Here is a 14,569-nt window from a genome sequence, read left to right on the forward strand (position 1 = left end):
CCATAATATTACTATTTATATCTATAGTTGTATGTATATTTATAGTTTTAACATACATGAAATCTATTATTCTAACTTATTAATTTAAACTAATTTACTTATGAAAAAAATTAATTTATTAATAATTGATTACTTACATATTATTGAATCAATTATTCTTCTTGCTATTGTTGTTTTATCAGGTAATATAGGAAGGTTATCTTTACTATACCAATCAGCATGAAGTATTTCCTCTCCATCAACTTTGATTTCTCCACTTTCATATTCAGCTGTAAATCCAATCATTATAGAATTTGGATATGGCCAAGGTTGACTATCAAAATATTTAATATTTTTTACTTTTATATTAACCTCTTCTAATATTTCACGTCTTACACAATCTTCTAATGTTTCATTTACATCTACAAACCCTGCAATAGTACTATGTAATCCTTCAGGAAAGTTTTTATTATTTGCTAATAATATTTTATCCCCCTTGGTAATTCCTACTATAATTGCAGGACAAACCTTAGGATAACATGTATATCCACACTCTTTACACTTCATTGCAAATTCATTATTAGCAAACTCATTTTTTCCACCACATATTCCGCAATATTTATTCGTCTTATGGAAATGAATTATCTGAGCAGCCTTTCCTGATACTGATACACTTTCTTTATCAATAATTGCAGCACTTTCTCTTAATGTAATAAACTTTAACTCTCCAGATACTTTCACCGCAGAATTAATTTCACCACAAAAGCAATGTTTATCTTTTAGCTTTCCAAGGTGATATTTTATTTCTAATCCATCTATTAATTGCTTTACATCCTTAAATGTCGGAATATTAATCTTTCCCATATCCTCTTTAACTAAGAGCATTTTATCTTGAAATAAAAACCATAAATCCCCCTCTTTATTTTCCTCTAGAAATAAAGGATCTGATACAAATTTCATATAGTCATCAGTATTAATCATAATTCCTCCAATCTTATTCTTCTAATATTTCACAATGCATATATTTCTCAGCTTCATTCCAAGGTACAATAAATCCTTGTCCTTTAGAGCAAAATACTGAGTTTGAAGAATACTCTATATCTGCATTTTTATTATATCCTATTTTTTCCACAATTTCATCAGTATTATGACATATATCATATCCATCAAACATTAAACTTATATTACCTTTTCCTTTTGTAAATGCAATAAGCTCCATGCTATAATCCATAAATGTTGATACGGGTCCTCTTCCCATTATTCTAACCTTATTTAAATTAGTTTCAGGAGTATTAAATTTACCACTTAGCTTTTGTATATCTGATAAAACTCTTCCCATATAATCTAATTCTACATCTATTGTAAATCTATAAAATGGCTCTAATAATATATTATGAGCTTTTTCTAAACCTTGCCTTAATGCCCTATATGTTGCCTCTCTAAAATCTCCTCCTTCTGTATGTTTGTTATGAGCTCTTCCTGTTAAAAGTGTAACTTTAATATCCGTAATATCAGAACCTGTTAATAGTCCGTGATGATTTCTTTCAAAAATATGAGTTTTAATTAAATTTTGCTGTCCTGTTGTTAAGTCATCAGCATGACACTTATTTTCAAACACAATTCCTGTTCCCCTAGCCTGAGCCTCAAGTTTTAAATGAACTTCTGCATAATGCTTTAATGGTTCAAAATGCCCATAACCTCTTACTTCATTTGTTATAGTTTCCTTATACATTATTTCACAAGGCCCAAAGTCTACTTTTAAATTAAATCTTTCATATACAATTTCTTTTAAAACCTCTAATTGAATCTTACCCATAATATGAACTTGAATTTCTTTATGCGTTTCATTCCATAACACATTTAATGCAGGGTCTTCAGCTTCTAATATCTTAAAATACTTTAAGACTTCTTTTTCATTATATGATTCATCATATATAACGCTAGACATTAAAGTTGGAATCATATTAAAATTTACTTTATTATTTAAAATACCTATTCCATCTCCAGCATTTACTGTTGATAAACCAGTTACTGCAAAAACATCACCTGCTTCAACTTCATCTACAGTAATAAATTTATTTCCATTATAAATTCTAATACTACTTATCTTTTCTTTTATATTTGTATCTGCTTTAGAAATTTCTATTTCATCTCTTACTTTTAGTTTACCACTTAATGCTTTAATAAATGTAATTCTCGTTCCATTACTATCATATCGTATTTTATTTACTATCCCTGAGAATTCACAACTTGAATCATAATTAGTAGATGTCAATTCTTCTAATACATTTAAAAATTCTCTTATACCTTCATCTTGAAGTGCAGAACCACTAAAACATGGATATATTTTATTTTCTCTTATTAAATCCCTTAATTTATTTCCCCATAAATTATTTTCATATTCATCATTTAAATATTTTTCTAAAAGAAGTTCATCTTTTTCAGCTATGAATTCTATTACTTCCTCATTCATTTCTTCTAAATCCGTTATAAAACAAACATCCTTAGAAAGATTATTATTAATTTCTTGTAATACTCTTTTTAAATCTGCACCCGTTCTATCTAATTTATTAATAAAGAAAAATGTAGGAACCTTATACTTTCTTAGTAAATTCCAAACTGTTTCCGTATGTCCTTGTACCCCTTCAACTGCACTTACTATGACAATTGCATAATCCATTATTCTTATAGCTCTTTCCATTTCACAAGAAAAATCTATATGCCCTGGGGTATCTATTAAATAATATGTTGAGTCATTTATATCGAATACTGCTTGATCTGAAAATACTGTAATCCCTCTTTTTTTCTCTATGTCATGACTATCCAAAAAGGAATTTTTATGGTCTACTCTTCCTCTTGTTTTTATACTTTTTGTATGATAAAGAACTTGCTCAGAAAATGTAGTTTTTCCAGCATCTACATGAGCTAGTACTCCTATTGTTTTCTTCATATAATCTCCTTTGCTAATTATGTGAAAATTTATATTTTTAATTATATCACCTTAAGAATTTTTTGCCATTTTTAAAATGTTTTAATTATAAAAAATGCACATTAAAAGTAATATTATTTACCTTTAATGTGCATAATTCGCCTTATTAAATATATGATTCTGCTATCTTTATAAAATATTTTTGTGTTAAATATAGTAACTGACAAGTTGTTTTAATTGTAAAATAAACATCATTTAAACAATCTTCTTCTAAATCAAGATATTCTTTTCTATTAATTCTTAATTCCTCTAAATAATCTCTTGATTCATTAATATTATTTAATATTTCATTAAAAATTTCATCCTTTTCTTTTAATGCCTTTTTTAATGTTCTGTGCAATAATAATTCATATACGAAATGATCCTTCATATCCTTTCCGTAATACTCTTCTAAATGATATTTACAAAAGCAATCTGCTATATAGTGAGCAATTTTACCTACAATAAAAGATACTTCATTAATATCAAGATCATTGTTTTCAATGTATTTTTTATATTCAAGCATCTTATCTTTTGAAACACTATATGTGTGTTTAATCTTATTTTTTCTTTTGTGTAGGTCTGGTTCTATACATCCAAGTAAGAATCTCTTTTTATCTAAATTTAAATTATATTTTTCATTACAAATTTTATAACAATATGAGCCAATGGCTAAATGTGTGTTTATTAACATAAGAGTTCTCCCCCTATCAGGAATTAATATTATATATAATCCCGATAATATTATTATACATCATAAATCTAAATTGTGATTGTAAATTTTTTGTATTTATTCTGGCTGCTGTGTAATATTTTATAAATTACAACCAATATTAGCTATGAAAATAAATATTACATTTAAATATTTATGATTAATTTCTTAACATATGACTATTTTATTTTGCACATAATAAATAAGAATTATTAATTACCTTAATTATTGGAGGCTAATTATGAAAATTAGATTAGGATACGTTGCAATTTCAAAGAAATTAGGAAAAAAGGTAACTTCTTCTAGCACAGTAACATTTTCAAATTATAATAAAATTGTTCTTCCATCAAAAAAATTAGAAAAATTACAAACTGTTGCTGCATCAAACTTACATGATTTAGAAAAAATAATAAAATATAATATTGAAAACAACATTCACTTTTATAGGATTACATCAGCACTAATCCCATTAGTAACTCATCCTGAAGTTGGATATTGGGGGCATAGAGAATTTTTAAAGCAGGATTTTGAATATGTAGGAAAGCTTATAAATGAATCTAATATGAGGGTCGATACACATCCTGATGAATTTAATGTAATAAATAGTATTAATCCTAAAGTAGTTGAAAACACAAAAATAAATCTATTGAGACAAGCTGAATGGTTTGATGATTTTAAATATGATTTAGGTAAAATGGTAATCCATGTTGGTGGAGCTACAAATGGCAAAGAAGCGGGATTAGAAAGATTTATTACTAATTTCAATACTTTTCCTAAAGAAGTCAAATCAAAAATAATTATTGAAAATGATGATAAAACATATACAGCACGCGAAACATTAAATTTATGTAATGAATTAAATTTACCCATGGTTTTAGATGTTCATCATCATAATTGTAATAATGCTAATGATAATATATATGACTTAATTCCTAAAATATTTGATACTTGGAAAAATGAAAAGCTTCCCCCTAAACTTCACTTTTCCTCTCCTAAAAATGGGGAGAACGATAGAAAACATTCTGATTTTATTAATCCACATGATTTTATAAACTTCTTAGAAAATATAAAATTATTTAATACTGATATTGATATTATGCTAGAATGTAAAGAAAAAGATTTAGCTCTCTTTAAACTTGCAAGTGATATAAAAGAATTGAAACCTGAATATAAATGGGTCGATGAAAGCACTTTTATTGTATAAATATGTGAAAAATAGTACATAATAAAAAATGATGTAAAACATACTGCAATATATTTTACACCATACAACTTTAGTTTATTCGACATATAGCATTCAAAAAATAGTAGCATCCAATTTAATGGATTAGCTACTATTTTTTATTTTTAGGACAAACTTTATATTATTTTCTTATATATTATATAAAAGCTCTCCTCTATTTTTCTAATAATTTTTGTAATTCAGCATAATATCTTAATGTTTCATCATTACTCTTACTATTAAAGAAAATATATCTACCATCTTTTAACTTAATGCTAATACAATTTGGATTTTCAAAGTAAAGATATAATTTACACTTTCCATAACCATCTATACTAAAATTACCAAGATTATATGTTGAAGCACCAACCCCATTAGTTCTTATTCCTGAAGGTAGCCTATCTAGCATTGTTATTTCTTCAATATCATCAATATTAAACTCAGTTCCATAAGTTGGAGCATTTATTTTTACAAAATTATTCTTAATATTTAAAGTAAAACTAGAATGATCAATTCTTATCAAGCTTCCTGTTATCCCTATTACAAGTATTCCAGCGAATATTAAACTACCATAATAAATTCTTCTTCCCTTTTTAGTTCCTAAATTATAAGTTATTCCATAGCCTGCCCTATCTTCAACAGTTACACTTCTATCATTAGGATTGTTATATACACCTTTGCTCCAAAACTCATCATTATCAGTATAAATAGGATTTGTACAAGTATTTAATATTTTTCCTTGTTCTTCTTTTATTTTATTATTTATATAAAATATGCCAAAAAGAATAATACTTGAAGGTATTATTACAGATAAAATAAATAATATTTTACTATTATTATTATTTAAGAAAAGTGAAAACATAAATGACATACCAATACTTTGGATTGTAGCCGCTATTATAGTTCCCATTGTCCATGTTCTTTTAAATACTGTATTATATGCTATATTAGCATTTGTATCTTCACTTATAACTTCCGTTTTCCCCTTAGAATATACCTTATACATAACTAAGAAAATTATATTACCTATTAATGCATTACTTGCTGCAATTCCAAGTGAAACTCCATACTCTTTTATATTATTAAATACAATTATTATTGGAAATAATGAGATTATAAAACTTGGAATAAACCAAAGAACAGATACTGGCATTTTATCTTTTAAACGAGTAACTTCAGTATCTATAGTTACTAATCTTTTGCTTGGTAATAACCAATTATTTTCTCGTTTTAAATCCATTAACCTTTTATTATATTTAATAAATAAACTTCTAGTAAAAATATATACTCCAATTAACCATAAAAAAAAGTATAATATTTGATTTGAATTTAATTTAAAGAAAAAAGATGGAATAAATAAAATAGCTGCAATAATAAAACCTTTTATATTTTCTTTCTTAAACTCTTTTACTATGTCTAATACTTTTTCATTTTTAAGTTCTAAAAATGGAATAGTTACTCCAATTAAAATATTTTTATCTCCCTTAATCATATATCTACAATTAAAATACATTGATAACAAAACAACTACAGGTATACTCCCCCAAATAATATTAAAAACCCCCATATTTACCCCTCATTCCATGCTATATTTAAGCCATTCATATTTTTATAAATATCTTCACACATTTTCATGAATTCTTTATATTCAATTCCCTTTATACCAGATTCAGCAATTATAAGCTCTAGTTCACCTTCTAATTTTTCCTTAAATTCTTTGCTTGTATCTAATGATGGACTAACCTTAGCTCCATGACGTCTATCTATTTCTATATATCCTTCGTTTTTTAGTATTGTATATGCCTTATTAACAGTCATATTATTAACCCCTATATCTTCTGCCATTTGTCTAACTGTTGGCAAACCTTCCCCCTTTTTTAATTCTCCTCTTCCAATTCCCATTACAATTTCATTTCTTAATTGTACATAAATAGGAATATTGCTAGTCATATCTAATTTAATAATCATAATTTATCCCCTTTGTATAGTTTGTATTATTAATTATAATACAAACTATACAAATAAACAATATTAAATTTAAAAATTTATCTGATGACTAGCTGTTATAACACTTACTCTAACAATGGGCACCCCCATATATAACATATTCTTAGCTTCTAAATAAAAAAAAGCAACATTAATTAAGTTATAAAAATAATTAATGTTGCTTTTAAAATTATTTTTTTAATACTAAGCCCTTACTTCTGATACATGTACATTCTCGCGCTTCTTCAGTATGTAAACATTGATATTTTATTTTTTTAGGTGCTTCTATTTCAATTTGCTTTTTTTCTTTTAATTCTTTTTTATTCATTTCTTTTATTCCTTTCCATTATAAGTAAAATTATAAATTTTAATTTAGATAATTGAACTTACTTCTACAAACGAATGTAAGTAGTAAGTTTCCTTTATAAAAATATTTATTTACTAATTATATTTTTATTATATAATAATTATTATCTATTGATATTCATTATATAATACTTTTCTTAATTAGTACATATAATAAAATTAGTAAAAAAGTAAGGAGAAAACAAATGATAAGCTTAATTAGTTTAATAATTTCATTATCTCTAATTATGTATTTAGCATATAAGGGATATTCAACAATAATAACTGCACCTATTATAGGGTTATTAACTATTTTAATTTCTATTGGTCTTAATGGTCATTTAATGGTTAATTATACTGAAGTTTATATGAGTGGATTTGCTGGATTTGTAAAAAGCTATTTTCCACTATTTTTAACAGGTGCAATTTTTGCAAAGTTAATGGATGAAGCTGGATATGGTAGATCTATTGCCTCATTTATAACAAATAAATTAGGCAAGGATAAAGCAATACTTGCAATAGTTTTATCTGGCGCCTTTTTAACTTACGGAGGAGTATCACTTTTTGTTGTTGCATTTATTTTATATCCGCTTGCAAATATTTTATTTAAAGAAGCTGATATTCCTAAAAGACTTATACCTGGAACTATTGCACTAGGAGCATTCACCTTTACAATGACTGCTCTGCCTGGTTCTCCTGAAATTCAAAATGTAATTCCTATGAGTTATTTTGGAACAGATACTTTTGCTGCACCAATTCTTGGAATCATAGCAAGTATAATAATGTTTACTTTTGGTATGCTATGGCTTACAAGAAGAGCTAAAAAAGCAAAGATCAATGGTGAAGGATATGGAAATTATAAAGATACTCATAAAATTGATTCAAATGAAAATTTACCTAATATTATTTTGTCAATAATGCCCATATTAATTATATTTATAACTAATTTCACATTATCTAAATTTTATTTTCCTAATACTGATGGAAGTTATTTAGATAAATATGGTGTTACTTTAGATAAGGTATCTGGTACATGGAGTGTAATAATTTCAATTGTTTTAGCAATCATATATATAATTTTACTTAATTTTAAGAAATTTAAAAATTTAAATGCATCTCTTAATGAAGGGGTAAAGAATTCCTTTCTACCTCTACTTAACTCAAGTGCAATAGTTGGATATGGTAGCATAATTAAAGCATTGCCAATTTTCACAAATATTCAAACTAGCATAATGAATATTTCTTCTAACCCAATTATTTCTGAAGCAATATCTGTTAATGTTATTTGTGGTCTTACAGCTTCTGCTTCAGGTGGATTAGGTATAAGTTTATCTGCTCTTGCACCAACATTTATAGAGATGAGTCAAACTTTATCAATTTCCCCGGAAATACTACACAGAATTGCTGCGTTATCCTCTGGCGGTTTAGATACTCTACCACATAATGGTGCTGTTATAACCACCCTTGCAATTTGTGGTTTGACACATAAGCAGAGTTATAAAGATATATTTGTTACTTCAGTTATCATTCCAATATTAACAACTATAATAATTGTTATATTAGTATCTTTAAGCTTTGTATAATATAAAACCTCAAGAATAATCTTGAGGTTTTATATTATACATATATTTTTATCCCTTAACAGCTCCTGCTGCTATACCTTCAATTATATGTTTTTGACATGTTAAATAGAAAATTACAATTGGTATAATTGCTAGAACTAATATAGCCATCATCGCTCCCATATCAACTGCGCCATATCCTCCACGTAGATATTGTACTGCAATTGGAATAGTCTTATATTCTGTTCCTAACAATAAATATGGCAATAAGTAGTCATTCCATATCCACATTACATTTAATATAGCTATTGTTATTGCAATAGGCTTTAATAACGGTAAAACAATTAAAAAGAATGTTTTTACCGGTGAACATCCATCAATCATTGCGGCTTCTTCTATATCTATTGGAATTGATTTAACAAACCCACTAAACATAAAGACAGATAACCCTGATCCAAATCCCAAATATATTATTATTATCCCAAGAGGATTATCTAAGCTTAACATGTTTGCAACTTTACTCATTGGAAACATAACCATTTGGAAAGGAACTATCATAGATAATACAAATAAATAATATAAACAACTTGTAAATTTTGATTTTACTCTTGTAATATACCAAGCAGTCATTGATGTAAATAATATAATTACAGCTGTTGATCCAACAGTTATAAATAAAGAATATCCAAAGGCTGAAATAAAGCCAGTCTTATCTATACCATTAACATAGTTAGCAAGTCCTGAAAAACTAGTTGAGTTTGGTAAAGCAAATGGAGATCTACTAATATATAATTTACCCTTAAATGAATTATATAAAACTATAAAAATAGGTGCTAAAAATACAATAGATAATATAATCAATATTAAATATAAAAGTACATTATTCTTTTTCTTAGGTTCATACTTTAAATTAAGTTCTGTATCATTTTTCAATTTAGCTTCCATTAATTTTCAACCTCCTTCTTTCTAGTTATACTTAATTGAAGTAACATTATTACTGCTACAATTAAGAAGAAGATTACAGCTTTAGCTTGACCAACACCTTCCCATCCTACTCTTCCATAGAATGTCTTATAAATATCTAATGCAAGCATTGCCGTTTTATTACCTGGTGCACCATCAGTTAACGCTAAGTTTTGATCAAACAATTTAAATGCATTTGACATTGTTAAGAAAAGGCAAATGGTAATTGATGGCATAACTAGCGGTATAGTTATCTTTCTTAATGTCATCCATTTAGAAGCACCATCAATTTTAGCACTTTCCATAAGTTCACCCGGTATGTTTTGTATACCTGCAATATATATTATCATCATATATCCTATTTGTTGCCAATTTAGTAAGATAACTAATCCCCAAAATCCATACTTAGGATCCATAGTTAAATTTACACCAAAATAATTTAATATTCCATTAATAATAATTAACCATATATAACCTAAAACTATACCACCTATAAGATTCGGCATAAAGAAAACAGTTCTAAATATGTTAGTTCCTTTTAATTTTCTAGTTAAAAGATATGCAAGTGCAAAAGCACATACATTTACAGTTATAACTGACACAACAACAAATTTAGTTGTAAAAATTAATGCATTCATAAATTCTGGTGTAGAAAATACTTTTTTATAGTTATCTAATCCTATAAAAGTTGCATTAGTAACAGTAGTAAATTTGGTAAATGATAAGTAAATCCCCATTATAAATGGGACCAAAAAAGCTATACCAAAAGCTACTAATGTAGGTAATGCAAATAACCAAAAATACTTCTTTAACCCTTTTTGCATAGTCTCATCCCCCTTAAATTTTTATGCTTAAATATTAATACTATTCTTTAATAAAGGCAGCACATATTATATGCTGCCTTATTTAAAAATTATTGAGCCTTTTCAGCCTTCCAAGAATCCTTAACTGTAGTAACTACATAATCCCAATCTTGAGTACCTTGTACATATTCTAGTAAAGCACCAGCAAATGTATCTTTAAAGTTTTGACTTGGGAATGCTTGGAATATCCAAGGAACAGTATTTACATTATCTTTACTCATCCAATTTAAAACTTCCTTAGATAATGGATCTGCTGACTTTTCGTCATCATCAAATGTATCAAATGGAGCTATAAAGCCTAAATCTCCTGAAACATAAGCTTTTCCAGTATCACTTGTAAATAACCAATTTATAAAATCAATTGATGCTTGTTGCTTTTCTTCTGAAACTTGACTATTTATTGCTAAATAGTTTTCAGTACCAATACAAAGACCTTGATTTTCTTCTCCATCAATACCAGTATATATAGGCATAAACTTAATATTTTCCTCTTTAACTGTATTACCATCGATATCGCTGATTTGTGACCAAGCCCAATTACCATTTTGAACCATAGCACAATCACCTAATGCAAATTCAGCCATAGCATCATCAACACTCTTATTACCTAATACCCCCTTCTCTGAAACTGAGTTATTAGTATACAAGTCATATATATTTTTAAAGTTCTCATTATACTTAAAATCAATTTCCTTGGCATCTAATCCTGTTTGAAGAACATCTCCATTTTCCCCAGCATCGTCTTTAAATTCATAATATAGTGGTAAATCAGCTAAGTGAGTTTCCCATCTCCACGCATTACCTGATGCCATTGAAGTAGATGCAAACACCCCTTGAATTCCTAATTCATCTTTATTAGCTTCCATATCTTCTACAACAGCCTTCAATTTATCAAAATTATTAATGTCATCTATAGATGTAACATCAGTTGCCTTATTTGATAAAGCAAAATATTTTTGCATTATTTCATCATTATAAATAATTCCATATCCCTCAACAGCATAAGGAATACCATAAACGCCATCACCATCTGTTACTGCTAAAGTTTTATCAAGTAAATGACTATATAGTTCTGTATCTTTTAGATCTAAACAATAGTCTTTCCAAGATTGATATCCAACTGGTCCATTAATTTGGAATATTGTTGGAGCATCTTTCTTTGCAATTTCAGATTTTAACGTTTGTTCATAAGTACCACTAGCTGCAGTTTCAACTTTTACCTTTACTCCAGTTTCTGCTTCATACTCTTCAGCTATCTTTTTATATACATCTGCAATTTCCGGTTTGAAATTTAAAAAATAAATTTCCTCTCCTGATGATTTAGAATCACTTGTAGCATCACCAGTACTTTCCCCCTTACTTCCACATCCTACAAATGCACCTGCAACTAATGTTGTTGCAACAGCAATAGCTAATAATTTTTTAATCTTCATAAACTTCCCTCTCCCCTTAAATATACTTTATATATAAATGACTTACAGATATATTGTAAATCTTTATATAACATTTTAAAAAAATATTTCTTCCTAAATTTAACTTAGAATAGTTGCTGGAACCGTTTCCTTTTTGCATTAAAAAAATCCATTTATTTTATATTAATTCAAATCATCTTATAATTTTATTTTACTGTAAATTATTGTTTAAATCAATGTATTTTTCCTTTTTTATTAATCTACACCTTTTTATTCAAATAATTTAAACTATTAGTAAATAAAGTTTTAAATTTTAACTATTTCATATTTATTTTAAGTCTATATTAATATTTACATAGATATTTTCTTTATTAAACTTCCATAAATAAAGAGTAATTTGAAATTTTAAATTACTCTTTATTTATTACATATTGAATATTCTATTTAAATTTATATTTTCCTCAAAAAGTTTTGCTAATTCATCATATTGATTTAATTTATATTGTTTATAATCAATTAGTTCTTTATCTAAAATATTAATTCCTTTATTTATTCTTAATGAATTTATAAATGTATTAAGAAAATCTCCCTCATCGAAAATCCCATGTAAATACGTTCCTAAAACATTATCTTTAAATGAACCTTGTATATGTCCATGTTCATTTTCAATGAATACTTGTCCTTTATCTTTAACCTTTGTTATACCATTATGTATTTCATAACCATATACATTTATTCCAACACATTTACTTAATACATCACAAGAATTTTTTATATATCCCTTTGTTTGTTGAGTTATTTTTTCATTATTAAAGATAGTATCAATGCTTAAAAATCCAAAACCTTCTTCTGTTGTTATTTCACCCTCTACTCCTTGTGTATCCATTATGTTATCTCCTAACATTTGATACCCTCCACAAATTCCTAATATCATCGTTCCTTTATTCTTAAGCTCAATAATTTTATTGAAAAGTCCATTTTTCTTAATTACTCTTAAATCATTTATTGTATTTTTAGTTCCTGGAATAATTACTAAATCTGGTTCACTAATATCGCTTATATTTTCTACATATCTAACACTAACACCATCTAATATTTCTAAACTATTAAAATCAGTAAAATTAGACATATGAGGTAATCTTATAATTGCTATATCTAAATCTTCTATTTTATTATTTTTTATTCTTTCAGTAACACTATCTTCATCTTCAATATCTAATTTAAAATAAGGTAATACTCCTAATACAGGTATATTAATTATTTCTTCTAACTGTGTCATTGCATCTTTAAAGTAATCGACATTACCTCTAAATTTATTGATAATAACACCCTTTACTCTTTTTCTCTCATTTTCTTCAAGTAACATTAAAGTTCCAACTACAGAAGCAAATACTCCCCCTCTATCAATATCAGCTACTAAAATTACATCTGCATCAGCAGATTTTGCCATAGACATATTTGCTATATCAGTTTCTCTTAAATTTATTTCGGCACAACTTCCTGATCCCTCTAATATCATAACCTCATAGTCTTTTGAAAATTTATCAAAAGTCTCTTTAACTACTTTTTTTAATTCCTTATTTAATTCTTTATATTTATAAGAATTCATCATTGAATGAACTTTACCATTTACAATTACTTGTGTTTTATTATTTCCACTTGGCTTTAATAAAACAGGATTCATATATGCCATAGGCTTTAATTCACAAGCCTCTGCTTGAACAACCTGTGCCCTTCCCATTTCTAATCCATCTTCAGTTACATATGAATTTAATGATATATTTAATGCTTTAAATGGAGCTACTTTAAACCCTTTATTTCTGTAATATCTACATAAAGCTGTTGCTACGGTACTTTTACCTACTCCAGATGCTGTTCCTAAAACCATTATCTTATTCATTTTCACTTTCCTTTACATCTAAAAAACCATGTGTTTCATTTTTTATAATATTTAAGCTTTTAAATTTTATTGGATACTTAAATATTGGTCCATCATATACAAAAGTATGGTATTCTCCATTTTCTCCACAAGCATCTGAACCTGTTTTCTTTATTTCTTCAACTACTTCTTTTGTTAAAACTTTCCCTAGGAAATCTTCTCCCATACACTCAAGCTTTACATTCTTTATAACTGTTTTAAATCCACTATCTATAAACTCGTATACTAGTTCTTCTCTATTTTCTTGCCATAAAGGGAAAATTGCCTCTATTCCAGCTTCATTACACCTTGATGTACACCATTCTCTATGTGGTTCTAAATCTATATCACCAAAAACACAAGAATCTATTTTAAAATTTTCTTTAGCTTTCAATAATTTTTCAGTAAATTTAATTTCGTAATCATCACCACTTGTTTCTACTAATATTAATGGTATATTTAGTGATTTAGAAATATCAACTATTAACTCTCTAGGAACTCCATGAAACCATGACCTATTTTCACCCTTATTTACTGTTATAAGTAAAGCTGCTGGAGTATTGCTAGCCTTTATCATTCTATACAATGCTAAAGTGCTATCTTTTCCACAACTATATGACATTACAAAATTTTTCATAT

At 26.9% G+C, this 14,569-nt stretch carries 13 protein-coding genes; 2 read left to right on the forward strand and 11 right to left on the reverse strand.

The window, feature by feature from the left end; genetic code table 11:
• Positions 1-129: 129 nt before the first annotated feature.
• From nudC to HCG70_RS07920, 3 genes are all read right to left on the reverse strand, one after another.
• Positions 130-960 carry an NAD(+) diphosphatase gene (gene nudC / locus HCG70_RS07910; RefSeq protein WP_221697670.1) on the reverse strand — a complete coding sequence of 277 codons (831 nt, stop codon included), beginning with the start codon at positions 958-960 and terminating at the stop codon, positions 130-132.
• A gap of 13 nt (positions 961-973) precedes the next feature.
• Positions 974-2,929 (reverse strand): translation factor GTPase family protein, encoded by a 1,956-nt coding sequence (locus HCG70_RS07915; RefSeq protein WP_221697671.1) that lies wholly within the window; start codon positions 2,927-2,929, stop codon positions 974-976.
• Positions 2,930-3,074: 145 nt separating this feature from the next.
• Positions 3,075-3,641, reverse strand: coding sequence for a zinc dependent phospholipase C family protein (locus tag HCG70_RS07920; protein WP_042394864.1), 567 nt, complete (start codon positions 3,639-3,641; stop codon positions 3,075-3,077).
• A 259-nt stretch (positions 3,642-3,900) separates the two neighbouring features.
• Here HCG70_RS07920 and uvsE point away from each other — a divergent pair, with 259 nt between their 5' ends.
• Complete coding sequence (uvsE, locus tag HCG70_RS07925; RefSeq protein ID WP_042394867.1) at positions 3,901-4,863, forward strand: UV DNA damage repair endonuclease UvsE; 963 nt, start codon at positions 3,901-3,903, stop codon at positions 4,861-4,863.
• Positions 4,864-5,056: 193 nt separating this feature from the next.
• Here uvsE and HCG70_RS07930 read toward each other — a convergent pair whose 3' ends face one another.
• From HCG70_RS07930 to HCG70_RS07940, 3 genes are all read right to left on the reverse strand, one after another.
• Entirely contained in the window at positions 5,057-6,448 is a 1,392-nt protein-coding gene (locus HCG70_RS07930; RefSeq protein WP_042394870.1) for a PH domain-containing protein, read from the reverse strand.
• 2 nt (positions 6,449-6,450) lie between these two features.
• Positions 6,451-6,849: a GntR family transcriptional regulator gene (locus HCG70_RS07935; protein WP_042394874.1), complete on the reverse strand. Its 399-nt coding sequence runs from the start codon at positions 6,847-6,849 to the stop codon at positions 6,451-6,453.
• Between the two features lie 208 nt (positions 6,850-7,057).
• On the reverse strand, positions 7,058-7,195 hold the full coding sequence (locus HCG70_RS07940) for a hypothetical protein (RefSeq protein WP_172676168.1): 138 nt from the start codon (positions 7,193-7,195) through the stop codon (positions 7,058-7,060).
• Positions 7,196-7,418: 223 nt separating this feature from the next.
• Between HCG70_RS07940 and HCG70_RS07945 the strand changes: the two genes are divergently transcribed.
• Positions 7,419-8,795, forward strand: a complete 1,377-nt coding sequence (locus HCG70_RS07945) for a GntP family permease (protein ID WP_042394876.1) — start codon at positions 7,419-7,421, stop codon at positions 8,793-8,795.
• A gap of 48 nt (positions 8,796-8,843) precedes the next feature.
• Here the strand turns inward: HCG70_RS07945 and HCG70_RS07950 are convergent, their stop codons facing one another.
• The 5 genes from HCG70_RS07950 to HCG70_RS07970 form a co-directional block, all read right to left on the reverse strand.
• Complete coding sequence (locus HCG70_RS07950) at positions 8,844-9,719, reverse strand: carbohydrate ABC transporter permease (protein ID WP_042394878.1); 876 nt, start codon at positions 9,717-9,719, stop codon at positions 8,844-8,846.
• Complete coding sequence (locus HCG70_RS07955; protein ID WP_042394879.1) at positions 9,719-10,561, reverse strand: carbohydrate ABC transporter permease; 843 nt, start codon at positions 10,559-10,561, stop codon at positions 9,719-9,721. The genes HCG70_RS07950 and HCG70_RS07955 overlap by 1 nt, the downstream gene beginning before the upstream one ends.
• A gap of 89 nt (positions 10,562-10,650) precedes the next feature.
• Positions 10,651-12,033 (reverse strand): ABC transporter substrate-binding protein, encoded by a 1,383-nt coding sequence (locus HCG70_RS07960; protein ID WP_055292138.1) that lies wholly within the window; start codon positions 12,031-12,033, stop codon positions 10,651-10,653.
• Positions 12,034-12,436: 403 nt separating this feature from the next.
• Positions 12,437-13,912 (reverse strand): cobyric acid synthase, encoded by a 1,476-nt coding sequence (locus HCG70_RS07965; protein ID WP_042394882.1) that lies wholly within the window; start codon positions 13,910-13,912, stop codon positions 12,437-12,439.
• Entirely contained in the window at positions 13,905-14,567 is a 663-nt protein-coding gene (locus tag HCG70_RS07970) for a diphthine--ammonia ligase (protein WP_042394884.1), read from the reverse strand. Before HCG70_RS07970 ends, HCG70_RS07965 begins: the two co-directional genes overlap by 8 nt.
• Positions 14,568-14,569: the final 2 nt, after the last annotated feature.

It is taken from the genome of Clostridium sp. K04 (genome assembly GCF_019734375.1).
Classification (GTDB): domain Bacteria; phylum Bacillota; class Clostridia; order Clostridiales; family Clostridiaceae; genus Clostridium; species Clostridium saudiense.

Excerpts from the sequence above, each read along its gene's own strand:
- nudC (WP_221697670.1), bottom strand. The coding sequence starts at position 960 with ATGATTAATACTGATGACTATATGAAATTTGTATCAGATCCTTTATTT.
- HCG70_RS07915 (WP_221697671.1), bottom strand. The coding sequence starts at position 2,929 with ATGAAGAAAACAATAGGAGTACTAGCTCATGTAGATGCTGGAAAAACT.
- HCG70_RS07920 (WP_042394864.1), bottom strand. The coding sequence starts at position 3,641 with ATGTTAATAAACACACATTTAGCCATTGGCTCATATTGTTATAAAATT.
- uvsE (WP_042394867.1), top strand. The coding sequence starts at position 3,901 with ATGAAAATTAGATTAGGATACGTTGCAATTTCAAAGAAATTAGGAAAA.
- HCG70_RS07930 (WP_042394870.1), bottom strand. The coding sequence starts at position 6,448 with ATGGGGGTTTTTAATATTATTTGGGGGAGTATACCTGTAGTTGTTTTG.
- HCG70_RS07935 (WP_042394874.1), bottom strand. The coding sequence starts at position 6,849 with ATGATTATTAAATTAGATATGACTAGCAATATTCCTATTTATGTACAA.
- HCG70_RS07940 (WP_172676168.1), bottom strand. The coding sequence starts at position 7,195 with ATGAATAAAAAAGAATTAAAAGAAAAAAAGCAAATTGAAATAGAAGCA.
- HCG70_RS07945 (WP_042394876.1), top strand. The coding sequence starts at position 7,419 with ATGATAAGCTTAATTAGTTTAATAATTTCATTATCTCTAATTATGTAT.
- HCG70_RS07950 (WP_042394878.1), bottom strand. The coding sequence starts at position 9,719 with ATGGAAGCTAAATTGAAAAATGATACAGAACTTAATTTAAAGTATGAA.
- HCG70_RS07955 (WP_042394879.1), bottom strand. The coding sequence starts at position 10,561 with ATGCAAAAAGGGTTAAAGAAGTATTTTTGGTTATTTGCATTACCTACA.
- HCG70_RS07960 (WP_055292138.1), bottom strand. The coding sequence starts at position 12,033 with ATGAAGATTAAAAAATTATTAGCTATTGCTGTTGCAACAACATTAGTT.
- HCG70_RS07965 (WP_042394882.1), bottom strand. The coding sequence starts at position 13,912 with ATGAATAAGATAATGGTTTTAGGAACAGCATCTGGAGTAGGTAAAAGT.
- HCG70_RS07970 (WP_042394884.1), bottom strand. The coding sequence starts at position 14,567 with ATGAAAAATTTTGTAATGTCATATAGTTGTGGAAAAGATAGCACTTTA.